Origin of the sequence: Pseudomonas siliginis (assembly GCF_019145195.1) — a bacterium.
GTDB classification, from domain to species: domain Bacteria; phylum Pseudomonadota; class Gammaproteobacteria; order Pseudomonadales; family Pseudomonadaceae; genus Aquipseudomonas; species Aquipseudomonas siliginis.
The window spans coordinates 148496-173630 of record NZ_JAHSTW010000013.1 but is presented as its reverse complement, the minus strand read 5'-3'; the positions used below and the strand labels follow the sequence as shown (position 1 = coordinate 173630).

Sequence of the window (25135 nt, the reverse complement as noted above, 5' to 3'; positions counted from 1 at the left end):
TTACCTCGGTAGTGAATTGGTTTCGGTGGTCAACGGCGCAGGCTGCACCAGCGGCAGACGCAGAGTGAAGCAAGTGCCCTGGCCGGGCGCCGACTGCACTTCCATCTGGCCTTTGTGATTGTTGGTGATGATGAAGTACGACACCGACAGGCCAAGGCCGGTGCCCTGGCCGATTTCCTTGGTGGTAAAGAACGGCTCGAAAGTGCGCTTGCGCACGTTCTCGCTCATGCCGATGCCGTTGTCCTCGACCTGAATCTCGGCCCACGGCGGATTGAGTCTGGTGCGCAAAATGATCCGGCCCGGCTCGCTGTCGTCTTCTCGCTGATGAATCGCCTGCGCGGCATTTTTCAGCAGATTGAGCAGCACCTGTTCCAGCTCGTTGGCGGTGCCCGGCACTGGACCCAGTGCCGGGTCGAACTGGCGGATGATCGCCTGGCCCTTGAAGTCGAAACCGATGGCCAGATCGAAGTCGTTACCGGCGATTTCCACGGCTTGATCGATCAGCGCCGGCAGATCGCACGGCGCCATTTGCCGGGTGCTGCGGCGGCTGAAGCTGAGCATGTGCGTGACGATTTTCGCCGCGCGGGCGCCGGCCTGTTGAATGCCGTCGAGCAGTTGCGGGACTTCGCGGCCTTGCAGGTAGCGGTTCACAGTGTCCAGTTCGATGCCCAGTTGTTCGGCAGTCTCGATGTTCTTCGGCAGATCCGCCGACAGACGCCGGCGAATGTTCTGCACGTTGTGCAGGATCGCGCCGAGCGGGTTGTTGATTTCATGGGCCATGCCGGCCGCGAGGCCACCGACCGAGAGCATCTTCTCCGACTGCACCATCATTTCTTCCAGCGACAGACGCTGAGTGATGTCATCGATACGGATCACCACGCCACGCCCGGCACCGCCCATCAGTGGGTAAAACGTCAGCGCGTAATGCTTGGGTTCATCGTCCTTGAACCAGGTCACCCGATCGACTTTGGCCACGGTGTGCTGTTCGACTGTGGCCTTGAGCTGCGGCAAAAACGGCTTGAGCGGTTCGAAGGCGAGGAAGATCGGCTGGTTCAAAGCCTCGTCCAGGCGCGTGCCGGAGAGCGCGCTGGCCTCCTGGTTCCACTGGGTAACGTAAAGCTGCTCATCGAGGGCGATCAGCGCCGAGGGCATCGAGTCGATGATGCTGTTGAGATAATTCTGGAAGCCGGTGAGCTTCTTTTCGATCTTGCTGCGCACCTGGACTTCCAGCTCCAGTTTGCGGTTGGTATGGCGGGTTTCCTCGGCCAGCCCTTGCGCCTGATCGTAGGCGGCCTGCGAGTCGTCGCGGGCACGCTTGAGCTGCTGCTCGCGGGCTTCGATGCGCGAAAGCATGGTGTTGAACGCCTCGGCCAGACTGCCGATTTCGTCGTGGTTGCCGCGCGCGGCGCGCAGGGCGTAGTTCTCTTCGCGGGTGACCTGCCGGGACAATTCCTCCAACTGGTGAATCGGCCGGGTAATCAGGCGCTTGATCTGCCGGGCGATGACCAGCCACAGCAGTACGCTGAAGATCAGGATGCCGAGGCTTGCGGTCAGAGTGCCGGTGTAGAACGCCATCGGCAGTTCGCTGCTGGCGACCAGCAACAGATGCCCCGGCGCGGCGCCGGGGCGGGGCAGGGTGATCAGTTGGTTGCTGCGGAACTCGGTGAGTTGCCAGGCTTCGACGTGGCGGTAGCGCTCGGGGAGGCTGAGTTTTTCCCCGCGCTGCACTTGCGCCAGGCGTTCGCCCTTGCCGTCGTACAGGGCGGCGGCGCGCAGCGGTGAATAACTGTCGAGTTCCTTGAGCAGGCGCTCGGCGCTGCGCGGCGACTCCAGCGCATCGCTGACCAGACTCGGATTGGCGATCAGCCGGCCGATGGTCTGCAGGGCCTGTGGTGCCATGCTTTCCTGGGAAATGTAATAGGCGGCGCTGATAAAGGTCAGGTTGGCGACCAGCAGAACCGTGGTCAACAACACCAGCAGGGCGGCCAGCAGTTTCTGGCCGACCGGCAGGTTTTCAAGGCGCTGGCGCAATGGCATCAGGTTTATCACAGCAGGGGAACAAGTCGTCAGCCTAGCGGCTGCTCAGTCGCTGGGCAATCCACGCTTGTGCAGATGCGCCACCAAACGTTGCTGCAACTGGTGCAGATGCGGCAGATGCAACTGATGGCGCTCGGCGACTTTGCAGGCGTGGCCCAACAGATAGCTGATCTCGGTGCGGCGCTGGTTGGCGACGTCCTGATACATCGAAGAGTAATTGGCGGCGGTGGCGTGGATCACTCGTTCGACTTCCGCTTGCAGATTGTCCGCCGCAGCGGGTTGGCCGCAGCGTTCGAGCAGTTCGGTCAATTCGGCACAGAGTGTGGCAACTTCGCAGTGATGCTCGCTCAGCCCGCCGTTGCGGCAATCGTGGAGCACGCTCAGCGGGTTGATCGCGCAGTTCAGCGCCAGTTTGCGCCACAGTCGACTGAGGATGTCAGCGCTCCATTCATGGGGAATGTTCGCCGCTTGCAGATCGTCCAGCCAGACCGGCGCCAGCGGATTTGCCGCATCGCCCAGCCAGTTGAAACCGTGACCGGCAAACACCACGCGCCAATCGCCATCACGGAACGCGCCCTCGGTGCTGGAGGCGCTGATGCAGCGCGCCTGTGGCACCCGCGCGGCGACGGCGTCCTGACTGCCGAGGCCGTTTTGCAGGAGGATCAGTTCGGCGTCCGGAGCGAGGCGTGAAGCGAGGCGGGCGACGGCCTCTTCGGCGTCATAGGCCTTGCACGCGACCAGCAATCGGCGAATTGGCTCGGAGCTGTCCGGGGTTTCGCCGGGAACTGCATAGGTGTGAGCTTGTCCGTTTTCTACCAGGGTCAAGCCGCCCACTGCCTCGTAGCTGTGCAAGCGCGCCGCATTGCGCAGGATCAGCCGCACTGGCAAGCCGGCGCGAGCCAGACGTGTCGCCCAGAGTGTGCCGAGGCTGCCGGCGCCAAGTACGTGCCAGGTGGTCGACATCAGTTTTTTGCTCGATTGCTTGCAGGCATGTGCGGCTCGCCGTATCGGTAGGAAAAGACCCGTTATAATGAGCCCGATTTTAACCGCAAGCCAAGCGCGCTCCATCCACATCGAGTGCGCCTTTTTATTGGAGAGATTACATGCCGTCGTTCGACGTGGTATCCGAACTGGACAAACACGAACTCACCAACGCGGTCGAGAACGCCGTGAAGGAACTCGATCGTCGTTATGACCTGAAAGGCAAGGGCAGCTTCGAGTTCAAGGAAAAGGACCTGACCGTAAGCCTTACCGCCGAAGCCGCTTTCCAGCTCGAAGCGATGATCGAAATCCTCAAGCTGGCGCTGACCAAGCGCAAGATCGACGTGCAGTGCCTCGAGGTCAAGGATGCTTACGCGTCCGGCAAGCTGATGAAGCAGGACGCCATCCTCAAGGAAGGCATCGACAAGGAGCTGGCAAAGAAAATCGTCGGCCACATCAAGGAAGCCAAGCTCAAGGTCCAGGCCGCCATTCAGGGCGAGCAGGTGCGTGTCACCGGCAAGAAGCGCGACGATTTGCAGGAAGCCATCGCGGCCCTGCGTGCCAAGGAATTCGGCATGCCGCTGCAGTTCAACAACTTCCGCGACTAAGCTTGGTCTGAAGGCTATGTGGGAGCGAGCCTGCTCGCGAATGCGGTGTTTCATTCAGCGAAAAGTTGACTGACACGCCGCATTCGCGAGCAGGCTCGCTCCCACAGTTGTTTTGAATACACCCCGGGAAGCCGGAAATCAGGAGATAGAACATGGATTTGAATGCGGAAGTGGACCACCTGGTCAAGGCGTCCCAGGCGTGGATCCCGATGATCATGGAGTACGGCAGCCGCGTGTTGCTGGCAGTGATTACCCTGGCCATCGGCTGGTGGCTGATCAACAAGGTCACGCAGAAACTCGGCGGTCTGCTCGCTCTGCGCAATGCCGACCTCGCGCTGCAAGGCTTTATCAGCAGTCTGGCCAACATCATTCTCAAGGTGCTGCTGATTGTCAGCGTCGCGTCGATGATCGGCGTCGAAACCACCTCGTTCGTCGCGGCCATCGGTGCTGCGGGTCTGGCGATCGGTCTGGCCCTGCAGGGCAGCCTGGCCAACTTCGCTGGCGGCGTGCTGATTCTGCTGTTCCGCCCGTTCCGCATCGGTGACTGGATCGAAGCCCAAGGTGTAGCGGGTACTGTCGACAGCATCCAGATTTTTCACACTGTGCTGCGTACCGGCGACAACAAGACCATCATCCTGCCCAACGGCAATCTGTCGAACGGCATCATCACCAACACCAACCGTCAGCCAACGCGCAAAGTCGTGTTTGATGTCGGCGTGGATTACGAAGCGGATCTGCAGAAGGCCCGTCAGGTATTGCTGGATCTGGCCAAGGATCCCCGCGTCATGCAGGACCCGGAGCCACAGGCGGTGATTTCGACATTGGGCGACAGTTCGATCACTGTATCCCTGCGCGTATGGGTTAAAACTGCGGACTATTGGGATGTGATGTTCATGTTCAATGAGCAGGCGCGTGATCGTTTGAAGGCTGCCGGTATTGATATTCCATTTCCGCAGCGGGTTATACGTGTAGTGCAGGAATCTGCCACGCAGTAATCGTGTTGGAAGTTGGCTTGGCAGTCAGCAACTAATATAAAACCCGAGCAGTGTGTGCACTCTCGGGTTTTTTATCGGCGCGATGAAACTATGCTGGCTAATAAGTAGCTAGCTAATGTTTGTCTGTTTGATCAGTTATTCATCCATAAAAAAACCGCCCACCTGATTCAGGCGGGCGGTTTTGTTAGAGCAGAGCTCTACAGTACGTCAGCTTCGCAACCTTATTAGAGGATGTTCAGTGGGTACTCGATGATCAGACGGGTGTCGTTGTTATCAGACGAGTAACCGCTGTAGGCACCGTTGGAGCGGTACATGGCGTAACGCAGACGGAACGACAGGTCTTTGGCCGGACCTTCCTGAACCACGTACTTGGACTCGGCGTTCCACTCGTTCTCTTTACCTTCACCCAGACCGTTGGTCTTGATGTTGTCACCCATCACATAACGGGTCATGAAGCTCAGGCCAGGTACGCCGTAAGTCTTCATGTTCAGGTCATAGCGAGCCTGCCACGATTTTTCTTCGCGGCCCACGAAGTCGGAAATCTGGATGGAGTTGGCCACGAAAATTGTACTGTTGCCGTCAACGCCATAGTAGTAAGCGTTGTCGCCGCTCGACTGCTGGTAAGCAACGGTGAACTTGTGGGCGCCCAAGCTGTAAGCTGCTGCCAAGGACCACAGGTTGTTGTCTACGCCACGGGTATCGTTGTCGTCGGTCTCGTCGCCAATTGCACTGACCAAGTCGCCGCGTTTGTCGCCTTTGGTGTGGTAACCGTTGAAGTCGAAGTTCAGCGACTGCTCGTCGTTGATCGGCAAGGTGTAGTTGAGGTTGACGTAGTACTTCTTGAAGTAGTCTTCAGCGTCGGAAGCAGCCAATGCACCGGTGAAATTGTCTGTGAAGGCATAGCTGGCACCGAAGATGTTGATGCTGGTCAGGCCTTTGCCGCCATTGCCATCTTCATCCGGCAGACCGGCGATGCTGTCGCGGCCCATGCCGGTCTGCTTGCTCAGCGCTGTGAAGCGACCTGCGCTAAGTTCCAGACCTTTGATCTCTTTGGAAGTGATCAGGGTACCGGTGGCGACTTCTGGCAGCAGACGGCTGTCGTCAGTGGCGAAAACCGGGCTGGCAACGAATTGCTGACCGTATTTCAGAACGGTGTCGGATACACGGAATTTGACTGCGCCGCCGACCTTGCCCTGGGATTTCTCAGGGTTGCCATCGCTGTCGTTGGCGAACAAGCCGTTACCACGACGACCCGAACCGCCGTCCAGTTTTACCGAACCCATGGCCATGGCGTCGAGACCGAAGCCTACGGTGCCTTGAGTGAAGCCCGACTCGTAAGTCAGCAGTTGGCTGAGACCGCTATCCTGGCGATAGCCACTTTTGAAAGTGCCGTCACCGTTGGAAACGTTGCCCGCGCCATTTTTGTAGTCGCGGTTCATGTATTCGAAACGAGTCTTCAGTTTCAGGCTCTGATCTTCCAGGAAACCTTTGGCTTCATCCTGAGAAGACGCCATTGCGAACTGCGAGGTGCCTGCTGCAACAGCCAGGGCGATCATGCTCCACTTCATCACGCGCATCGTGATTTGCTCCTTTGGTTTTTAGAAGAGTACTGCCGTCCCACCTGTTTTATTATCTGGGCGGCTCTTTCTTTTTGTGTCGGCGCAAACTTATATCACGCCGACATTGTTGGCGATACTTGCGAAATCAACCTTTCAGCTTCTTTACGGCGTTGTCGCAAAAGGAGCGCTGGATGTCGCAAATTCACAGTACCGATGCAGCCGGACTGACAACTTTATCGCTGTTTCCGGGCCTTTTTTGCATCGCTAAAAAAGAGTCCCTGGCAAAACACTTGAATCTCCATCGGGCAACCCTGCCACTGTTTTTATTGGCTTCAAGCGACCACTTCCAGTGGTGCGCTTATAGTCCATACGGTTACTAATGCAACAAGCGTGCACAAACCGCGAAAACGCTGCGGTTATTTTTCTATGGGCCGCTCGCAGATGTGAAAACCGTGTGAAAACGGGGCTCCGGAGCCTTTTTTGCTGCGGGCTTGACGAGGTTCTCCCAATGGTGTTGCAGCGTACCCAGGGTGCGCAGGACAGCAAAAAACGTTACCGGTTCACCCCTTACTGAGTATTTAGCGGATGCCCGACCCAGTGAGCGTAGTCGTGTTGTGCAGTTTTGGTGCAAAAAAATCATGAATCCAGCCTTGGGCAATCTGGCGGCGACTGACCTGAGGTACGGTAGATCAAGGATTTTCGTGCAGCTCTTCACGTCAAGGCTCATGTCGAGGCCTGTGTTGGTGCGCGGCCGGGATAAATGTTTCATGTCGGAGCGCCTGACGATTTACTGCTGGCAGCGGCGTGAAGCTCGCTGCATTCGCAGGTATGCTGCCGTTCTGTCGCTTGGCGCGCTGCTTCGAATGGGCCGCCGCTAAGCTGAGTTAGAGGATCAGCGGGAGTGCTCACAGTGTTTGCTTTGGATTCACGATTTCAACAGGACGCCCTGGTCATCGGCGACTTTCCGTTGTGCCGGCTGTTGCTGTCCAACGACAGCAATTACCCTTGGTTCATCCTGGTACCTCGTCGCGAGGATATAAGCGAGTTGTTTCAGTTGGATGTCGCCGATCAGCAACAGCTATGGCGAGAAACCACCACCCTTGCCGAGTTGCTCAAGGATTCGTTCGACGCCGACAAGCTGAACGTGGCAACCCTGGGCAACGTTGTCAGTCAGTTACACATGCATGTCATTGTGCGTAAGCGTGACGATGCCGCCTGGCCGGCTCCGGTCTGGGGCAGGCACCCGGCCAAGCCGTACAGCGCGGAACAGGTAGCAGCCATTCGCGAGCGCTTGCGTCTGGTGCTGACCGAAGAATTCACCTTTGTGGAGGGCTGAGTCATGAGCCTTGAAGAGCGCGTAACCGATCTGGAAAGCCGTCTGGCCTTTCAGGACGACACCATTCAGGCATTGAACGATGTGCTGGTGGCCCAGCAGAGAGTCATCGAGCGCCTGCAATTGCAGATGGAAGCGCTGATCAAGCGTCACGAAGAAATGGTCGGGCAGTTCGGTGCTTTTGAAGAAGATGCGCCACCGCCGCATTATTGAGTCATTCGGCAGACATAAAAAAACCGCGGACAGCCAGGCTGTTCGCGGTTTTTTTGCTTTGGATCAGCGACGCGGCAGAGCGGCGATCACGTCCTCGGCTTGCAGGCCTTTGTCGCGGTTCATCACAGAGAACTCGACGCGCTGGCCTTCGACCAGAACACGGTGGCCTTCGCCACGAATGGCGCGAAAGTGCACGAAAATATCATCGCCGGAATCCCGGGAGATAAACCCGAAACCCTTGGAAGTGTTGAACCACTTCACGGTGCCGGTATCGCGATTGCTCATGTCATAGGTAGTCGGCGCAGCGGCCGGTGACGATTTGTAGAAGCTGACAGCCAAATGTAGCAGCACGGCAACCAGGGCGATCACCAGGCTGAACAACACGGCCGGCTGGCCAGCGATGACCGGCATCGGCGCGATCAGGGTCAAAGTTTGCAGGACGACAGTCAGTACCAGAAGGGCGCTGACCAGATTTTGCAGATGCTGGCGCGGGCCTTTGTTCCAGTAGGGAATCACTGGAGCGATGACCAGGTTCAGCAGGCCGAAAAAGGCCAGGTAAAGTGCATCGGGCTGTTGCAGGTAAGGAACGGCTTCGGCTTTCAGGCTGGGTATGAACGACAGCAGCAAGGCTGCTGCGCCCATTAGCAGGTGGACGATTTTCAACATTTTGATTGGCTCACGTTATGACGGCTCACAAGGAAGAGCTGAAGGCGCACGGTTCGCTTCAGGACAAAATAAGAGGCGGTGGACACGTACACGGCATCAGCCTATGCGCAACACCCCCGGAAAATGGGGCATGGCGACACACTGCCTATTTAACAGCAAAGCCTGCGGCTACTCAAATCAGCCCGGCCAGCGGCAGAGAAACGGTCGATTTGTCGCAGTCAGATCACGGATTCATAGCTGCGAGCGGGCGCTTGCCTTGCTAAAGTGGGGCTGAACCTGCTGGATGAATTCAATCACTGTTAGGGGGTAAGCATGGCAATTGATATCGGTATCAGTGAAGAAGACCGCAAATCCATCGTCGAAGGGCTGTCGCGACTGCTGTCGGACACCTACGTGCTGTATCTGAAAACCCATAACTTCCACTGGAACGTCACCGGCCCGATGTTTCGCACGTTGCACCTGATGTTCGAAGAGCAATACAACGAGCTGGCGCTGGCTGTTGACTCGATCGCCGAGCGCATTCGCGCGTTGGGCTTCCCGGCGCCGGGTGCCTACGCGACCTACGCGCGTCTTTCTTCTATTAAAGAAGAAGTCGGTGTGCCGAGCGCCGAAGACATGATCAAGCAATTGGTCGAAGGCCAGGAAGCGGTGACGCGTACCGCGCGCGGCATTTTCCCGCTGCTGGAAAAGGTCAGCGACGAGCCGACCGCTGACCTGCTGACCCAGCGCATGCAAGTGCACGAGAAAACTGCGTGGATGCTGCGCGCGTTGCTCGAGGAATGACCCGGCCGCTGCGGACGGCGTGAGGTCGTCCGCATGCTCTCCAGACTCTTACCGTTGTCGTTGGCTTATCCTACGAGGCTGGTCAACAAGTCGTATGGCGCTAATTTTGTCACTGGGTTTTTATGAAGGCGCAGGATGTTGCCTTATAAATCAGCAGTCATGGCAAAGGAGTGTCAACGCTATGGTAGAAGGAGACAGGCGAAGCGACAGGATGTCGGCTTCGCGGCACGTAATTAAAGTCGACCCGTTTGTCAGCGAGTTCGACATGAATCTGATCCGGCCGCTGTCGCGGTCGATTCGCCTCAATGGTTTTGCGACCTGCCTGCGCCTGGAGCAGGTCTACTGGAATATTCTCGGCGGCATGGCCGAGGACAATCATTGTTCGGTCAGCACACTGTTATCCCACGTCGATCGTGAGGTGCATCTGCGTTACGGCGGGGTGAAGAATTTCAGTGCGCTGGTACGGGTGGTTTGTGTCATGAACGGGGTCAAAGATCTCGCACCCGCAGTTTCGCGCTGAAACGGAGGTTGCAACGAGGTTGCGGGCTGTGCAGCGTTACGGCTGCACAGCCCGCATTTAATCGATATAATCCCGCGCTTTCGCCGCAAAGCCCTGCGCGCGGCAGCAATCTGATCGCCGAGACACCCCCATGCCAATGTACGATTACCAATGTGCTTCCTGTGGTCATCAGTTGGAAGCTATCCAGAAGATCAGCGACGCACCGTTGGTCGACTGCCCTGCCTGCCAGGCGCCCGAACTGAAGAAGCAGCTGTCCATGCCGGGTTTTCGCCTCAGCGGCAACGGTTGGTACGAGACCGACTTCAAGACCGGAGCCAAGAAGAATCTGGCCGGTGGCGACAAAGCTGACTAGGGTTCAAACCCTGAACGAACGACACGCGTGAGTTTCCGCCCTGCATGATGGCGGCGGGATCTCCACCGAATTTCGAATTACGAGAAGCGAACCACACCATGATGCGCAGCCACTATTGCGGCCAACTGAACGAAAGCCTGGAAGGCCAGGAAATTACCCTTTGCGGATGGGTTCACCGTCGCCGCGACCACGGCGGGGTGATTTTCCTCGATATCCGTGATCGTGATGGTCTGGCTCAGGTGGTGTTCGATCCGGATCGCGCCGAGAGCTTCGCCGCCGCCGACCGCGTGCGCAGCGAATACGTCGTGAAGATCACCGGCAAGGTGCGTCTGCGTCCGGCCGGCGCGACCAACGCCAACATGGCCTCGGGCATGATCGAAGTGCTCGGTTACGAACTGGAAGTGCTCAACGAGTCGGAAACCCCGCCGTTCCCGCTCAACGAGTTCTCCGACGTCGGCGAAGAAACCCGCCTGCGCTATCGCTTCCTCGACCTGCGTCGTCCGGAAATGGCCGAGAAACTGCGTCTGCGTTCGCGCATGACCACCAGCATCCGTCGCTTCCTCGACGAGAACGGCTTCCTCGACGTCGAAACGCCGATCCTGACCCGGGCCACTCCGGAAGGTGCGCGTGACTATCTGGTGCCGAGCCGTACCCACGCCGGTTCGTTCTTCGCCCTGCCGCAATCGCCGCAGCTGTTCAAGCAACTGCTGATGGTGGCCGGCTTCGACCGTTACTACCAGATCGCCAAGTGCTTCCGTGACGAAGACCTGCGTGCCGACCGTCAGCCGGAATTCACCCAGATCGACATCGAGACCAGCTTCCTCGATGAAAAAGAGATCATGGGCCTGACCGAGCAGATGATCCGCAACCTGTTCAAGGAAGTGCTGAATCTGGAATTCGGCGAATTCCCGCACATGACCTTCGAAGAAGCCATGCGCCGCTACGGTTCGGACAAGCCGGACCTGCGTATTCCACTGGAACTGATCGACGTTGCCGACCAGCTCAAAGAAGTTGAATTCAAGGTGTTCAGCGGCCCGGCCAACGATCCGAAGTGCCGCATCGCCGCACTGCGTGTTCCTGGCGGGGCGAGCATGCCGCGCAAGCAGATCGACGACTACACCAAGTTCGTCGGCATCTACGGTGCCAAGGGCCTGGCGTACATCAAGGTCAACGAGCGTGCTGCCGGTGTTGAAGGCCTGCAATCGCCGATCGTGAAAAACATCCCGGAAGACAAGCTCAACGTGATCCTTGATCGCGTTGGCGCAGTCGATGGCGACATCGTGTTCTTCGGTGCCGACAAGGCCAAGATCGTCAGCGAAGCCCTCGGCGCGCTGCGTATCAAACTCGGTCACGACCTGAAGCTGCTGACCTGCGAGTGGGCGCCAATGTGGGTCGTCGACTTCCCGATGTTCGAGGAGAACGACGACGGCAGCTTCTCGGCGCTGCACCACCCGTTCACCGCACCGAAGTGCACCCCGCAGGAACTCGAAGCCAACCCGGCCGGCGCACTGTCCCGTGCGTACGACATGGTCTTGAACGGCACCGAACTGGGCGGCGGTTCGATCCGTATCCACCGCAAGGAAATGCAGCAAGCGGTATTCCGCCTGCTGGGCATCAACGAAGCGGAACAGGAAGAGAAGTTCGGCTTCCTGCTCGACGCGCTGAAGTACGGTGCACCGCCGCACGGTGGTCTGGCCTTCGGTCTGGACCGTCTGGTGATGCTGATGACCGGCGCCCAGTCGATCCGTGAAGTGATCGCCTTCCCGAAAACCCAGAGTGCTGCCGACGTGATGACGCAGGCTCCGGGCGTGGTCGATGCCAAGGCATTGCGCGAGTTGCACATTCGCCTGCGCGAAACGCCAAAGGCTGAGTAAGACGGGCCTGAAGGCGCATCTTCGGATGCGCCTTTTTTCTTTCTCAGGTCGAATTTTTCAATTGCCGGCCGCTGCCTCGGCGGGGCGGGCAAGGTTTCAAAGAGCATTCGGAGCAAGTTATGGCAGGTCATTCCAAGTGGGCAAACATCAAGCACCGCAAAGAACGTCAGGATGCCAAGAGGGGCAAGATCTTCACCAAGTGGATCCGTGAACTGACCGTTGCGGCCCGTCAGGGTGGCGGTGATCCGGGTTCCAATCCACGTTTGCGCCTGGCCCTGGACAAGGCGTTGAGCGCCAACATGAGCCGCGACATCATCGACCGCGCCGTCGCGCGCGGTGCCGGCGCCACTGAAGCGGACAACGTTGAAGAACTGACCTATGAAGGCTACGGCCCGGGCGGTGTGGCGGTGATGGTCGAGTGCATGACCGACAACCGCAACCGTACCGCCGCAGCGGTGCGCCATGCGTTCAGCAAATGTGGCGGCAACCTCGGCACCGACGGTTCGGTGGCCTATCTGTTCGAGCGCAAGGGCCAGATCAGCTTCGCCCCGGGCGTCGATGAAGACGCACTGACCGAAGCGGCGCTGGAAGCCGATGCCGATGACGTGGTCACCCACGAAGATGGTTCGATCGACGTGTTCACCTCGTTCACCGGTTTCTATGCGGTGCGCAACGCGCTGGAAGCGGCCGGGTTCAAGGGCGACGACGCGGAAATCGTCATGCAGCCAACAACTAGCGCCGAGCTGGATCTGGAAGGTGCGGAGAAGGTGCTCAAGTTGATCGACATGCTTGAGGACCTGGATGACGTGCAGAACGTCTACTCCAACGCGGATATCCCGGAAGAAGTCGCCGCTCAGCTTGGCTGATAAGCGACTAGTCTTCCCTGTGGGAGCGAGCCTGCTCGCGAGAGCGGTGTGTCATTCAGCATCTGTATCTGCTGACATACCGCCTTCGCGAGCAGGCTCGCTCCCACATTTGCTATTGGCTGTCAGGTAAATCGTTTTATGAATCTGCAGGCGTTATGACTCTAATTCTTGGTATCGACCCCGGTTCGCGCATCACCGGTTACGGGATCGTTCGCGATACCGGGCGGGGTGGCTGCATCTATGTGGCCTCGGGCTGCATTCGCACCGGCTCCGGCGAGCTGCATGAGCGTCTGCAGATCGTCTATCGCGGTGTGCGCGAAATCATCAAGACCTACGGCCCGGTGACCATGGGCATCGAAAAGGTGTTCATGGCGAAAAACGCCGACTCGGCGCTCAAGCTCGGGCAGGCGCGGGGCGCTGCGATTGTCGCCGGCGCCGAAGAGTGTCTGGAAATCGCCGAGTACACCGCCACGCAAGTCAAACAGGCCGTCGTCGGCACCGGTGCGGCCAATAAGGAGCAGGTGCAGATGATGGTCATGCACATGCTCAAATTGACCAGCAAACCGCAGATCGACGCGTCTGACGCCCTGGCCATCGCCATTTGCCATGCGCACACTCGCTCCAGCCTGCTGCCGCACGGTCTGGGAACCGCACGCAGTCGTGGCGGGCGCCTGCGTCTCTGATAGCATCAGCATCAATTTTCCTGAAAGTGGCTTTGCTGTGCCTGTGTTGCCGGCGCGCAAGCCACCTTCAATCGTCGCCAGCCCACGGCTGGCCAGCGCTCAAGGATTCAAAACGTGATTGGACGCTTGCGCGGCACCCTGGCTGAGAAACAGCCGCCGCACCTGATTCTCGATGTGAACGGCCTCGGCTATGAGGTGGAAGTGCCCATGACCACCCTTTATCGTCTGCCGTCGGTCGGCGAACCGCTGACCCTGCACACCCATTTGGTCGTACGCGAAGATGCGCAATTGCTCTATGGTTTTGCCGGCAAGCGTGAGCGAGACTTCTTTCGCGAGCTGATCCGTCTCAACGGGGTCGGACCGAAACTGGCGCTGGCGTTGATGTCGAGCCTGGAAGTCGATGAGTTGGTGCGCTGCGTGCAGTCTCAGGACACTTCGGCGCTGACCAAGGTCCCGGGGGTTGGCAAGAAAACCGCCGAGCGTTTGCTGGTGGAATTGAAAGATCGCTTCAAGGCCTGGGAAACTTCGCCGGCGATGTTCGCGCTGGTGCCGAATCAGCCGGACGGCCCGGCACCGGTCAACAGCGCCGAGACCGATGCGGTCAGTGCGTTGATTTCCCTGGGCTACAAGCCGCAGGAAGCGAGCAAAGCGATTTCCGCGATCAAAGACAAGAACCTGAGCAGTGAAGACCTGATCCGCCGCGCTCTGAAGGGAATGATTTAAGTGATTGAAGCTGATCGTCTGATCGCCGCCGCGCACAGCCCGCGCGAGCGCGAAGAAGTCCAGGATCGGGCCATCCGCCCGGTCAGCCTGGCCGACTACATTGGCCAGCCGACCGTGCGCGAGCAGATGGAACTGTTTATCCAGGCCGCCCGTGGCCGCAGCGAATCCCTCGATCACACCTTGATCTTCGGCCCGCCGGGCCTGGGCAAGACCACGCTGGCGAACATCATTGCCCAGGAAATGGGCGTGTCGATCAAAAGCACCTCGGGGCCAGTGCTGGAACGCCCGGGTGATCTGGCCGCGTTGCTGACCAATCTTGAGCCGCACGACGTGTTGTTCATCGACGAAATCCATCGTCTGTCGCCGATCGTTGAAGAAGTGCTGTACCCGGCGATGGAAGATTTCCAGCTCGACATCATGATTGGCGAGGGGCCGGCGGCGCGTTCGATCAAGCTGGATCTGCCGCCATTCACGCTGGTCGGCGCCACCACCCGCGCCGGCATGCTGACCAACCCGTTGCGTGATCGCTTCGGTATCGTCCAGCGCCTGGAGTTCTACAGCACGGCGGATCTGGCAACGATCGTCAGTCGTTCGGCGGCGATTCTCGGCCTGCCGCTGGACCCGGAAGGTTCGTTCGAGATCGCCCGTCGCGCCCGTGGCACGCCGCGAATTGCCAACCGTCTGCTGCGGCGGGTGCGCGATTTCGCCGAAGTACGCGCCAAGGGCCACATCACCAAAGCGGTGGCGGATCTGGCGCTGAACCTGCTGGACGTCGACGAACACGGTTTCGATCATCAGGACCGACGTCTGCTGCTGACCATGATCGAGAAGTTCGACGGCGGCCCGGTCGGTATCGACAGTCTGGCGGCGGCGATCAGTGAAGAACGCCACACCATTGAAGACGTGCTTGAGCCGTATCTGATCCAGCAGGGCTACATCATGCGCACGCCACGGGGCAGGGTGGTGACGCGGCATGCCTATCTGCATTTCGGTTTGAATGTTCCGTCACGCATGGGCGAGATGCCCGTGGCAGACGAGTTTCTCGACGCCGTCGACGATTGATACACATTTGTTGGTGATTTATTCAGGGTTTGTACTGTCAGACGACGGTACTTTTGCGTTAAAGCTTTGAAACCACGAAAAACAGTTGTCTGGCCGGATTGGCAACCTGAGGAGTAAGCACTAGAGTATGCGCGCGCAAAACGGGCTTGAGCCGTTCGCACATCGTTGTCGCGTTTATTACGAGGACACCGATGCGGGCGGCATCGTGTATTACGTTAATTACCTCAAGTTTATGGAACGGGCTCGAACCGAGCGGCTACGGGAACTGGGCTTTGCCCAATCTGTGCTTGCCGGAGAGGACCTGTTGTTCGTCGTGCATTCCAGCGAAGCGCGCTACCACGCGCCGGCGCGACTGGACGACGAATTGCTGGTAAGCGCTGATGTAATCGAATTGAACCGTGCCAGCCTGCGCTTCAAGCAGCAAGTCAGGCGGGCCACGGATAATGTGCTGCTCTGCGAAGGGCAGTTTTTGGTGGCCTGCGTGCGCACCGACAGTTTGAAACCCCGGGCCCTTCCCGAAGACCTGCGTGCGGCCTTCGCCGACGCGGTCGGCCCGGGTACACACTCAAAGCAGGAGATAAAGCGTGGAAGCTAACGTCGTCGACCATTCCTCCATGTGGAGCCTGGTCAGCAATGCCAGCATCGTGGTGCAGTTGGTAATGTTGACCCTGGTGGCCGCATCGGTGACCTCATGGATCATGATCTTTCAGCGCAGCAATTTGCTGCGTGCCGGTCGACGCGCCCTGGAGAGCTTCGAAGAGCGCTTCTGGTCGGGTATCGACCTGTCCAAACTGTACCGTCAGGCCGGCAGCAACCCTGATCCGGATTCGGGCGTGGAGCAGATCTTCCGTGCCGGCTTCAAGGAATTCTCCCGTCTGCGTCAGCAGCCAGGTGTCGATCCTGAAGCCGTGATGGAAGGTGTCGCTCGTGCGATGCGCGTGGCCATCTCGCGCGAAGAAGAGAAACTCGAGCAGAGCCTGCCGTTCCTCGCCACCGTCGGTTCGGTCAGCCCGTACATCGGTCTGTTCGGTACCGTTTGGGGGATCATGAACTCCTTCCGCGGTCTGGCCAGCGCCCAGCAAGCGACCCTGGCCACCGTTGCCCCGGGTATCGCCGAAGCCCTGATCGCCACCGCGATCGGCCTGTTCGCTGCGATCCCGGCGGTCATCGCTTACAACCGTTTTGCTGCGCGCAGCGAAACCTTGCTGGGCCGCTACTACACCTTCGCCGATGAATTCCAGGCGATCCTGCACCGCAAAGTGCACACCAGCGAAGAATAAGCAGGTATTTCCCGATGGCTTTAATCGCTCGAGCTCGCAAAAAGCGCAAGCCGGTCGCCGAGATGAACGTGGTGCCCTACATCGACGTGATGTTGGTGCTGCTGGTCATCTTCATGGTGACCGCGCCGATGCTCAATCAGGGCGTGAAAGTTGATCTGCCCAAGGTTTCCAGCGAAGCCTTGCCGCAGGACAACAACACCCAGGTCCTGACCATTTCGATCAAGGCTGACAAGACCTACTATTGGAACCTTGGCAGCGAAGTCGACACCGAGAAGCAACAGGACAGGGCGATGACCCTGCCACAGATGACTGACGCGGTGACCAAGATCATCCGCGCCGGCACCGAGGGCGGCAAACGCACCCAGGTGTTCATTCGTGGCGACAAGACTGTCGACTACGGCGCCGTCATGGGTGCCATGGGCGGGTTGCAGAAAGCCGGGGTCGGTAACGTTGGTCTGATTACCGAGGCCCCCTGATGCAGCAACAGCGAGAGCCGTCCGCCTCGGAAAGCTACTTCTGGCCCAGTGTTCTGGCAATTGTCCTGCACGTGCTGGTGTTCGGCATGCTGTTCGTCAGTTTTGCCTTCACGCCCGAACTGCCGCCAGCCAAGCCGATCGTTCAGGCGACTCTGTACCAGCTGAAATCGAAAAGTCCGGCGACCACCCAGACCAATCAGAAGATTGCGGGTGAGGCGAAGAAAACTGCCGCGCGCCAGACTGAAGTCGAACAGCTCGAACAGAAAAAGATCGAGCAGGAAGCGGTGAAGGCGGCGGAACAAAAGAAAGAGGAAGCGGCTCAAAAGGCCGAGGAAGCCAAGAAGGCCGATGAGGCGAAAAAAGCGGACGAAGCGAAAAAGGCTGATGAAGCCAAGAAAGCCGACGACGCGAAGAAAGCCGAAGCGAAAAAGGCCGAAGAGAAACAATTGGCTGATATAGCCAAGAAGAAGGCTGAAAACGAGGCGAAAAAGGCTGCTGAAGAAGAGGCCAAGAAAGCCGCTGCTGAAGAAGCCAAGAAGAAGATCGTTGAAGACGCGAAGAAGAAAGCCGCCGAAGACGCCAAGAAGAAAGCTGAAGCTGAAGAGGCGAAGAAGAAAGTCGCCGAAGATGCGAAGAAAAAGGCTGCTGCTGACGCTGCCAAGAAGAAGGCCCAGGACGCAGCTCGTAAATCGGCTGAGGATAAAAAGGCCCAGGCATTGGCCGAGTTGCTTTCGGACAAGACGGATCGTGCAGCGACCAAGGCTGATGAACTCGGCGACAGCGTCGCGGGTGATTTCGATGATCTGATCAGGCTGCGTGTTTCGGAGGGTTGGAATCTTCCGCCTTCGGCACGTAAAGGCATGAAAGTAGAGCTGCGGATCAGTATGTTGCCGGATGGCACCGTAACCGGTGCGACGGTCACAAAGTCCAGCGGCGATGCTCCTTTTGACGCTTCGGCAGTAGCCGCAGTCAAGAACATCGGGCGGTTGACGGAAATGCAGGGCTTGAGCCCCAGTGATTTTGCTCCGTATCGTTCATTCAAGATGACATTCAATCCTGAGGATTTAGGCTTGTGAGAAATATTCTTCGATCAATGCTGGTCGTTATCTGCTGCCTTGCAGGGATAGCGGTAGCAGACGAAAAAAACATCCTGATCAGCAGTGGCACTGACCGGGCTACTCCGATCGCCGTCGTACCGTTTGGTATGCAGGGCGGCGCCGTGCTGCCGGATGACATGGCGGAAATCATCGGTAACGATTTGCGCAACTCGGGCTACTACGCGCCGATCCCCAAGCAAAACATGATCAGCCAGCCAAGCCAGCCGAGCGAAATCATCTTCCGTGACTGGAAGGCATTGGGTGCTCAATACGTGATGGTCGGCAACATTGCTCCAGCGGGCGGTCGCCTGCAGGTGCAGTGGGCGCTGTTCAACGTCGCCACCGAGCAGAAAGTGGCGGACGGCAGTGTTTCCGGCACGACCGACCAGATCCGTGACATGGCGCACTTCATCTCCGATCAGTCGTTCCAGAAGCTGACCGGTATTGATGGCGCATTCTCGACTCGTCTTCTGTACGTAACGGCCGAGCGTTTCTCCGAGAAGAACACGCGTTACACCCTGCAACGTTCCGACTATGACGGCGCCCGCGCAGTGACTCTGCTGCAATCGCGCGAGCCGATTCTGTCGCCGCGTTTCGCACCGGATGGCAAGCGTATCGCCTACGTGTCGTTCGAGCAGAAGCGTCCGCGTATCTTCATGCAGAACATCGACACCGGTCGCCGTGAGCAGATCACCAACTTCGAAGGCCTCAACGGCGCGCCAGCCTGGTCGCCGGATGGCAATCGCCTGGCGTTCGTGCTGTCGAAAGACGGTAACCCGGACATCTACGTGATGAACCTCGGTTCGCGTCAGATCAGCCGCGTAACCAATGGCCAGGGCATCAATACCGAACCGTTCTGGGGCAAGGATGGCTCGACCATCTATTTCACCTCGGACCGTGGCGGCAAGCCGCAAATCTATAAAACCAGCGTCGGTGGCGGTGGTGCCGAGCGTGTGACGTTCGTGGGCAACTACAACGCCAACCCGAAACTTTCGGCTGATGAAAAGACTTTGGTGATGATCCATCGTCAGGATGGCTTCACCAATTTCAAGGTGGCAGCTCAGGATCTGCAGCGGGGTAGTGTAAAGATCCTCACTGATAGCACTCTGGACGAGTCACCTACTGTTGCGCCCAACGGCACCATGGTAATCTACGCCACCCGCCAACAGGGCCGGGGAGTCTTGATGCTCGTGTCCATTAATGGACGCGTGAGGCTCCCGCTTCCTACCGCTCAAGGCGAAGTCAGAGAACCGTCCTGGTCCCCTTACCTGAAGTGAGCGGGCGCTACACGTTTTACTTAACACACTGGGGTTCATTAGGAGTTTCACGATGGAAATGCTGAAGTTTGGTAAATTTGCTGCGCTGGCTCTGGCCATGGCTGTAGCTGTAGGTTGCTCGTCCAAAGGCGGCGACAACGCCGGTGAAGGCGCTGTTGATCCAAACGCTGGTTACGGCGCAAACACTGGTGCCGTTGACGGTTCCCTGAGCGAAGAAGCTGCTCTGCGCGCAATCACCACCTTCTACTTCGAATACGACAGCTCGGACCTGAAGCCAGAAGCCATGCGCGCTCTGGACGTTCACGCCAAAGACCTGAAAGCAAACGGCGCTCGCGTTGTTCTGGAAGGCAACACCGACGAACGTGGTACTCGTGAGTACAACATGGCACTGGGCGAGCGTCGTGCGAAAGCCGTTCAGCGCTACCTGGTACTGCAAGGTGTTTCCCCAGCTCAGCTGGAACTGGTTTCCTACGGCGAAGAGCGTCCAGTTGCTACCGGCAACGACGAGCAGTCCTGGGCCCAGAACCGTCGCGTCGAACTGCGTAAGTAATTCGATATGCGAACGTGCCGTCGTGCTGTAACTGTTCTGGCTCTCAGCCTCGCGCCGCTTGCGGCGTGGGCTGCGGTTCCTGTGGTCGATGACAACTCCGGTTATAACAATAGCGGGAGCAGTTATCCGCCTGCGGGTTACGGTACGAACGGCGCCTATGCCGGGGGAGCGGCTTCGGCCCCTGCCTCGGCACAAGGCATGCTGTTCAACCAATTGCAACAGATGCAGGATCAGATCTCGCGCCAACAGGGCGTGATCGAAGAACTGCAGAATCAGGTTTCGCGCATGAAGCAGGAATCCCTGGAGCGATACCAGGATCTTGATCGGCGCATAGGATCCGGCGTTGCATCAGCCGCGACTTCCGAGAATTCTTCTGCCGGTGGCGATGCAAGTGCTGCTGCCGGTGCTGCCGCAGGCGCGGGTGCTGCTGCGGCAGCCCAGGCCCCTGCTGCGGGTAGCGAACCGGCTGATCCGGCCAAGGAAAAGCTGTATTACGATGCCGCTTTCGACCTGATCAAAGCCAAGGATTTCGACAAGGCCAGCCAGGCCTTCGCCGCTTTCCTGCGCAAATACCCCAACAGCCAGTACGCGGGCAACGCTCAATACTGGTTGGGCGAAGTGAACCTGGCCAAGGGTGATCTGCAAGGTGCAGGTCAGGCCTTTGCCAAGGTTTCGCAGCTGTATCCCAAGCACAACAAAGTGCCGGACTCGCTGTACAAGCTGGCTGACGTAGAACGCCGCCTCGGTCATACCGACAAGGTCAAAGGCATTCTGCAGCAGGTGGTGGCGCAATATCCGGGCACTTCCGCCGCGCAGCTGGCCCAGCGTGATTTACAGCGCATGTAAGCCTGTTCATCCGTGTTTTGAAGAAACCCGCGCTTGTCGCGGGTTTTTTCGTTAGAATTCACGCCCTTTTTCTGAAACACGCTTCTTGTGGTCTACGCGTTGGCGGGATTGCCTGAAGTGCCTGACGGAGGCGGACAGCCTGTTTAGCTGTTACGCCCGTGGCGACTATGCAAGACACATTGAGAATCACCGAAGTTTTCTACTCGTTGCAGGGGGAAACTCGGACTGCCGGGCTGCCCACGGTTTTCGTGCGCCTGACCGGTTGCCCGTTGCGTTGCCAGTACTGCGACAGCGCTTATGCGTTCAGCGGCGGCACCGTCCGTACCCTCGACGACATCCTTGAGCAAGTGGCCGGTTATCGTCCGCGCTACGTCTGTGTTACCGGCGGTGAGCCGTTGGCTCAGCCGAACGCCATTCCTTTGCTTGAACGGTTGTGTGATGCCGGTTACGAGGTGTCGCTGGAAACCAGCGGCGCCCTTGACGTATCCGCTGTCGACCCGCGTGTCAGTCGCGTCGTCGACCTGAAAACACCGGGCTCGAAAGAAGCCCATCGCAACCGTTACGAGAACATCGAACTGCTGACCCGCAACGATCAGGTGAAGTTTGTCATCTGCTCGCGGGAGGACTACGACTGGGCGGTTTCCAAGCTGATCCAGTACGGTCTCGACCAGCGCGCCGGGGAAGTGCTGTTTTCGCCGAGTCACCACGACCTGAATGCTCGGGAACTGGCGGACTGGGTGGTGGCGGACAACCTGCCGGTACGCCTGCAATTGCAGCTGCATAAATATCTTTGGAACGACGAGCCGGGGCGCTGAGATGACTGAACAACTGAACATTACTCAAAAACGTGCGGTGATCCTGTTGTCCGGCGGCCTCGACTCGGCCACCGTGGTGGCGATGGCACGCGCCGAAGGCTACGCCTGCTACACCATGAGCTTTGATTACGGCCAGCGCTCCCATGCTGAATTGCATGCCGCCGCCCGCGTTGCTCGCGATCTGGGTGTAGTCGAGCACAAGGTCATCGGGCTGAACCTCAATGGCATGGGCGGCTCGGCGCTGACCGACACCAGCATCGACATTCCGGAAGAGCTGGGCGAAGGCATTCCGGTGACTTATGTGCCCGCGCGCAACACGGTGTTCCTGTCGTTGGCATTGGGTTGGGCCGAAGTGCTCGGCGCCCGCGACATCTTCATCGGCGTCAATGCAGTGGATTATTCCGGCTACCCGGACTGCCGTCCCGAGTTCATCGAGTCGTTCGAGCGCATGGCCAATCTGGCAACTAAGGCTGGCGTGGAAGGCAACGGCTTCCGCATCCAGGCGCCACTGCAGAACCTGAGCAAGGCGCAGATCGTTCAGGCCGGCGTGAAGCTTGGCGTTGATTACGGTCTGACGGTTTCCTGCTATCAGGCAGACGATGACGGCCGCGCCTGCGGCAAATGCGACAGCTGCCGCCTGCGTGCTGAAGGCTTCGCGGCGGCGGGTGTGAGCGATCCAACACCTTATTTTTGATATTTTTCAAAAAAGGTGTTGAATAGTCCTTAAAAATCAGTATTATACGCGCCACCACACAGCGGGTCGTTAGCTCAGTTGGTAGAGCAGTTGGCTTTTAACCAATTGGTCGTAGGTTCGAATCCCACACGACCCACCATATTTGGCGGTTTAGAAAATCCGGAAGGCCCACGAAAGTGAGGATTTCCGGGTTTTTTTTTGCCTGCAATACGGGCCTTCAATCTTTCAGTGCGGCCCGATCTGACACAGGTCAGATTCATCTTTTGTCTCAACGGGATATTCTGTAGCCTTGCGCAGCTTCAACGCTGTCCCGTGCCTGATGATACTCACTCTCCCGGCGGTACCCTCTAGTGGTCTGGAGCCGGGTGTATACTCGACTTTCGCGCGAATGCGCCTGCAGGTCTTGCGAACATGACGCAGATTTCCGAACGCCTTCTGGTTCAAGCTCACCTCGACGCCAAGCAGCCTAAACCGCTGACTGCAGAAGAGGAGGCTTATTACCGTTCCGCCATCGCCGCCGAGCTCAAGGCTCAGGACGCGGTGCTCGTAGCCCACTTCTATTGTGATCCGGTGATTCAGGCCCTGGCCGAAGAGACCGGCGGCTGTGTATCCGATTCCCTGGAAATGGCCCGCTTCGGCAACGCCCATCCGGCTAAGACCGTGGTGGTCGCCGGCGTGAAGTTCATGGGCGAGACTGCAAAAATTCTTAATCCGGAAAAACGCGTGCTGATGCCAACTCTGGAGGCGACCTGCTCGCTGGACCTGGGATGCCCGGTCGATGAGTTCTCGGCGTTCTGCGACCAGCACCCGGAACGTACCGTGGTGGTGTATGCCAATACTTCCGCCGCCGTGAAGGCTCGGGCTGACTGGGTGGTAACCTCGAGCTGCGCACTGGAGATCGTCGAAAGCCTGATGGACAACGGCGAGACGATCATCTGGGGCCCGGACAAGCACCTTGGCACTTACATTCAGCGCAAGACCGGCGCCGACATGCTGCTGTGGGACGGTGCCTGCATCGTTCACGAAGAGTTCAAGTCCAAGCAGCTCGAAGACATGAAGGCGCTGTATCCGGACGCGGCGATTCTGGTGCATCCAGAGTCGCCGACTTCGGTAATCGAACTGGCGGACGCCGTCGGTTCCACCAGCCAGTTGATCGCTGCCGCGCAAAGCCTGCCGAACAAGACCCTGATCGTCGCCACCGACCGTGGCATCTTCTACAAGATGCAGCAGCTGTGCCCGGACAAGGTCTTTATCGAAGCGCCTACCGCCGGTAACGGCGCCGCGTGCCGCAGTTGCGCGCATTGCCCGTGGATGGCCATGAACACACTTGAGCGCACGCTCAAGAGCCTGAAAGAAGGCACCAACGAGATCTTTGTCGATCCGGCGCTGATTCCCCAGGCGATCCGCCCGTTGAAGCGCATGCTCGACTTCACCCAGGCAGCGCGGATGAAATTGGCCGGTAACGCCTGAGAGAGCCCTTGTATGAGTGAGCCCTGTGGTGAGGGGATTTATCCCCGTTGGGTGGCGAAGCCGCCCTAAATCAAACACCGCGGCATATCAGGGATACCGCTTGTGCTTCTTTACGACTGCTACGCAGCCGGACGGGGATAAATCCCCTCACCACAGGCCGACTCTTGAGCATGGAAATTATTTGCTCTTCTTCGGGATTCGCACCACGCACGTATCCGAATAGATGTCGTGCCAGGTGCGTTTCTGCTTGTCGAACAGCGACCAGAAGAACCCCAGCCCGATACACAACCACGACGCGATCGACACCATAAAGCGCAGCAGCGACTGCCACAGGCTGATGGCCGTGCCGTCGTTGTTCTGCACGCGAATGCCCCACACCTGCATACCGAGCGTCTGCCCGCCATGGGTCCAGAACTTGGCGAAGAAGCCGAACAACACCAACAGCAGCACCGTGGAGTAGAGCGGATCGCCATCGAGCTGGCCGGCATCGGTCATTGCCCGCAGACGCTCTTCGCCGACAATGGCGGCCTGGATCAACTTATAGATGAATCCGGTGACGATCAGCAGGGCGGTGCACAGCAGGAAGTCGTAGAACATCGCCGCCAGACGACGACCAAGAGCAACGGGAGGAAAGTCCCCTTGCGGCGTGAGCAGGTGTTTCGACATGGCAGCCTCGGGACGCGAATGGAAGCGCCATTTTACGGATTAGCGCGCACAAAAAAGCCCCTGATATCAATATCAGGGGCTTTTTCGTATCAGAAGATCAGGCTTCTGCTTGTACTTCGTCAGCCTGCATGCCTTTCTGGCCTTGCACAGCAACGAAAGTCACTTTCTGGCCTTCTTTCAGGCTCTTGAAGCCGTTGCCCTGAATGGCGCGGAAATGTACGAACAGATCCGGACCGCTTTCTGGAGTGATAAAACCAAAACCTTTCTCGTCGTTAAACCACTTGACGGTACCGCTCTGACGTGTGGACATTTCTTATTTCCTTTGACGCATAAATTGATGACAGCCCCTTTCACATGAAAGAGTACTGGAGCTGGTTGCAAGGAGTAAGAAGACGTCGAGCGGGATGTAGCTAACTTGTAGGCTACTGCCCAGGTCACGATTCCAAGCTGACCCATGCAAACACAGTGGACAAACTCTACGCCAACTATGGGAGAAAAAACAAGCCCTGCGAAGGCCCCGGTTTTACTGCTCTTCGCGGAAATTAGACAGTTCACTAGTGCAGTCTTAGACGATTGTCTGGTTCAGTTTTTTGCAGTCGTTATAAGCAACGTTCATATTCGAAACAGATGTTAAAAAACGCACTGTTTTATGGCGATTGCGTTACACATTAGTGCACGCATAACGCAATCGCGTTACTTATAGAAACAG

The 25135-nt window shown here is 58.2% G+C and carries 28 protein-coding genes and 1 tRNA gene; 23 read left to right on the top strand and 6 right to left on the bottom strand.

Annotation, left to right across the window (positions count from 1 at the left end; translation table 11 throughout):
* On the bottom strand, positions 1-2037 hold the full coding sequence (locus KVG87_RS24980) for a sensor histidine kinase (protein ID WP_076563949.1): 2037 nt from the start codon (positions 2035-2037) through the stop codon (positions 1-3).
* 45 nt (positions 2038-2082) lie between these two features.
* Positions 2083-3000, bottom strand: a complete 918-nt coding sequence (locus KVG87_RS24975) for a putative 2-dehydropantoate 2-reductase (protein ID WP_217853054.1) — start codon at positions 2998-3000, stop codon at positions 2083-2085.
* 140 nt (positions 3001-3140) lie between these two features.
* Between KVG87_RS24975 and KVG87_RS24970 the strand changes: the two genes are divergently transcribed.
* Both KVG87_RS24970 and KVG87_RS24965 read left to right on the top strand, forming a co-directional pair.
* Positions 3141-3626 carry a YajQ family cyclic di-GMP-binding protein gene (locus KVG87_RS24970; RefSeq protein ID WP_016773491.1) on the top strand — a complete coding sequence of 162 codons (486 nt, stop codon included), beginning with the start codon at positions 3141-3143 and terminating at the stop codon, positions 3624-3626.
* 152 nt (positions 3627-3778) lie between these two features.
* The gene (locus KVG87_RS24965) at positions 3779-4621 is read left to right on the top strand and encodes a mechanosensitive ion channel family protein (RefSeq protein WP_016773492.1); all 843 of its coding nucleotides are present in this window, start codon (positions 3779-3781) and stop codon (positions 4619-4621) included.
* A gap of 224 nt (positions 4622-4845) precedes the next feature.
* Here the strand turns inward: KVG87_RS24965 and KVG87_RS24960 are convergent, their stop codons facing one another.
* Complete coding sequence (locus KVG87_RS24960; RefSeq protein WP_056787902.1) at positions 4846-6198, bottom strand: OprD family porin; 1353 nt, start codon at positions 6196-6198, stop codon at positions 4846-4848.
* An 892-nt stretch (positions 6199-7090) separates the two neighbouring features.
* Between KVG87_RS24960 and KVG87_RS24955 the strand changes: the two genes are divergently transcribed.
* Both KVG87_RS24955 and KVG87_RS24950 read left to right on the top strand, forming a co-directional pair.
* Positions 7091-7516: an HIT family protein gene (locus KVG87_RS24955; RefSeq protein WP_217853053.1), complete on the top strand. Its 426-nt coding sequence runs from the start codon at positions 7091-7093 to the stop codon at positions 7514-7516.
* Positions 7517-7519: 3 nt separating this feature from the next.
* Complete coding sequence (locus tag KVG87_RS24950) at positions 7520-7726, top strand: SlyX family protein (protein WP_016773495.1); 207 nt, start codon at positions 7520-7522, stop codon at positions 7724-7726.
* Positions 7727-7789: 63 nt separating this feature from the next.
* On the opposite strand, the gene KVG87_RS26065 is transcribed toward KVG87_RS24950, so the two are convergent.
* On the bottom strand, positions 7790-8392 hold the full coding sequence (locus tag KVG87_RS26065) for a cold-shock protein (protein ID WP_016773496.1): 603 nt from the start codon (positions 8390-8392) through the stop codon (positions 7790-7792).
* A 312-nt stretch (positions 8393-8704) separates the two neighbouring features.
* On the opposite strand from KVG87_RS26065, the gene KVG87_RS24940 reads away from it, so the two are divergent.
* The 19 genes from KVG87_RS24940 (at position 8705) to nadA (ending at position 23760) form a co-directional block, all read left to right on the top strand.
* Positions 8705-9175: a Dps family protein gene (locus KVG87_RS24940; protein ID WP_217853051.1), complete on the top strand. Its 471-nt coding sequence runs from the start codon at positions 8705-8707 to the stop codon at positions 9173-9175.
* A gap of 181 nt (positions 9176-9356) precedes the next feature.
* The gene (locus KVG87_RS24935) at positions 9357-9695 is read left to right on the top strand and encodes a ribbon-helix-helix domain-containing protein (protein WP_217853049.1); all 339 of its coding nucleotides are present in this window, start codon (positions 9357-9359) and stop codon (positions 9693-9695) included.
* A gap of 130 nt (positions 9696-9825) precedes the next feature.
* Positions 9826-10047 carry an FmdB family zinc ribbon protein gene (locus KVG87_RS24930; protein ID WP_016773499.1) on the top strand — a complete coding sequence of 74 codons (222 nt, stop codon included), beginning with the start codon at positions 9826-9828 and terminating at the stop codon, positions 10045-10047.
* A 98-nt stretch (positions 10048-10145) separates the two neighbouring features.
* Entirely contained in the window at positions 10146-11921 is a 1776-nt protein-coding gene (gene aspS, locus KVG87_RS24925) for an aspartate--tRNA ligase (RefSeq protein ID WP_217853047.1), read from the top strand.
* A 119-nt stretch (positions 11922-12040) separates the two neighbouring features.
* Positions 12041-12787: a YebC/PmpR family DNA-binding transcriptional regulator gene (locus KVG87_RS24920; RefSeq protein WP_217853045.1), complete on the top strand. Its 747-nt coding sequence runs from the start codon at positions 12041-12043 to the stop codon at positions 12785-12787.
* A 155-nt stretch (positions 12788-12942) separates the two neighbouring features.
* Positions 12943-13470, top strand: a complete 528-nt coding sequence (ruvC, locus tag KVG87_RS24915) for a crossover junction endodeoxyribonuclease RuvC (RefSeq protein ID WP_016773501.1) — start codon at positions 12943-12945, stop codon at positions 13468-13470.
* Positions 13471-13584: 114 nt separating this feature from the next.
* Positions 13585-14193, top strand: a complete 609-nt coding sequence (ruvA, locus tag KVG87_RS24910; protein ID WP_024014088.1) for a Holliday junction branch migration protein RuvA — start codon at positions 13585-13587, stop codon at positions 14191-14193.
* Positions 14194-15255: a Holliday junction branch migration DNA helicase RuvB gene (ruvB, locus tag KVG87_RS24905; protein ID WP_024014087.1), complete on the top strand. Its 1062-nt coding sequence runs from the start codon at positions 14194-14196 to the stop codon at positions 15253-15255.
* 127 nt (positions 15256-15382) lie between these two features.
* Positions 15383-15850 (top strand): tol-pal system-associated acyl-CoA thioesterase, encoded by a 468-nt coding sequence (gene ybgC, locus KVG87_RS24900; protein WP_041479792.1) that lies wholly within the window; start codon positions 15383-15385, stop codon positions 15848-15850.
* Positions 15840-16535: a protein TolQ gene (gene tolQ / locus KVG87_RS24895; protein ID WP_008080223.1), complete on the top strand. Its 696-nt coding sequence runs from the start codon at positions 15840-15842 to the stop codon at positions 16533-16535. The genes ybgC and tolQ overlap by 11 nt, the downstream gene beginning before the upstream one ends.
* A gap of 23 nt (positions 16536-16558) precedes the next feature.
* Positions 16559-17011, top strand: a complete 453-nt coding sequence (gene tolR, locus KVG87_RS24890) for a protein TolR (RefSeq protein WP_160767866.1) — start codon at positions 16559-16561, stop codon at positions 17009-17011.
* Positions 17011-18087 (top strand): cell envelope integrity protein TolA, encoded by a 1077-nt coding sequence (gene tolA, locus KVG87_RS24885; protein WP_217853043.1) that lies wholly within the window; start codon positions 17011-17013, stop codon positions 18085-18087. The genes tolR and tolA overlap by 1 nt, the downstream gene beginning before the upstream one ends.
* Positions 18088-18104: 17 nt before the next feature.
* Positions 18105-19385 carry a Tol-Pal system beta propeller repeat protein TolB gene (gene tolB, locus KVG87_RS24880; protein ID WP_172834032.1) on the top strand — a complete coding sequence of 427 codons (1281 nt, stop codon included), beginning with the start codon at positions 18105-18107 and terminating at the stop codon, positions 19383-19385.
* A gap of 52 nt (positions 19386-19437) precedes the next feature.
* Positions 19438-19935, top strand: coding sequence for a peptidoglycan-associated lipoprotein Pal (pal, locus tag KVG87_RS24875; RefSeq protein ID WP_003178634.1), 498 nt, complete (start codon positions 19438-19440; stop codon positions 19933-19935).
* Between the two features lie 6 nt (positions 19936-19941).
* Positions 19942-20781 (top strand): tol-pal system protein YbgF, encoded by an 840-nt coding sequence (gene ybgF / locus KVG87_RS24870; RefSeq protein WP_217853041.1) that lies wholly within the window; start codon positions 19942-19944, stop codon positions 20779-20781.
* A 167-nt stretch (positions 20782-20948) separates the two neighbouring features.
* Positions 20949-21596, top strand: a complete 648-nt coding sequence (gene queE / locus KVG87_RS24865; protein WP_016770671.1) for a 7-carboxy-7-deazaguanine synthase QueE — start codon at positions 20949-20951, stop codon at positions 21594-21596.
* Positions 21597-21615: 19 nt separating this feature from the next.
* On the top strand, positions 21616-22290 hold the full coding sequence (gene queC, locus KVG87_RS24860) for a 7-cyano-7-deazaguanine synthase QueC (protein ID WP_217853084.1): 675 nt from the start codon (positions 21616-21618) through the stop codon (positions 22288-22290).
* Between the two features lie 63 nt (positions 22291-22353).
* Positions 22354-22429 (top strand) — tRNA-Lys (locus tag KVG87_RS24855).
* A 272-nt stretch (positions 22430-22701) separates the two neighbouring features.
* Positions 22702-23760 (top strand): quinolinate synthase NadA, encoded by a 1059-nt coding sequence (gene nadA, locus KVG87_RS24850; protein ID WP_016773509.1) that lies wholly within the window; start codon positions 22702-22704, stop codon positions 23758-23760.
* A 177-nt stretch (positions 23761-23937) separates the two neighbouring features.
* On the opposite strand, the gene KVG87_RS24845 is transcribed toward nadA, so the two are convergent.
* Positions 23938-24426, bottom strand: a complete 489-nt coding sequence (locus KVG87_RS24845) for an RDD family protein (protein ID WP_076563939.1) — start codon at positions 24424-24426, stop codon at positions 23938-23940.
* Between the two features lie 97 nt (positions 24427-24523).
* Positions 24524-24736, bottom strand: coding sequence for a cold-shock protein (locus KVG87_RS24840; protein WP_003227496.1), 213 nt, complete (start codon positions 24734-24736; stop codon positions 24524-24526).
* Between the last annotated feature and the right edge of the window lie 399 nt (positions 24737-25135).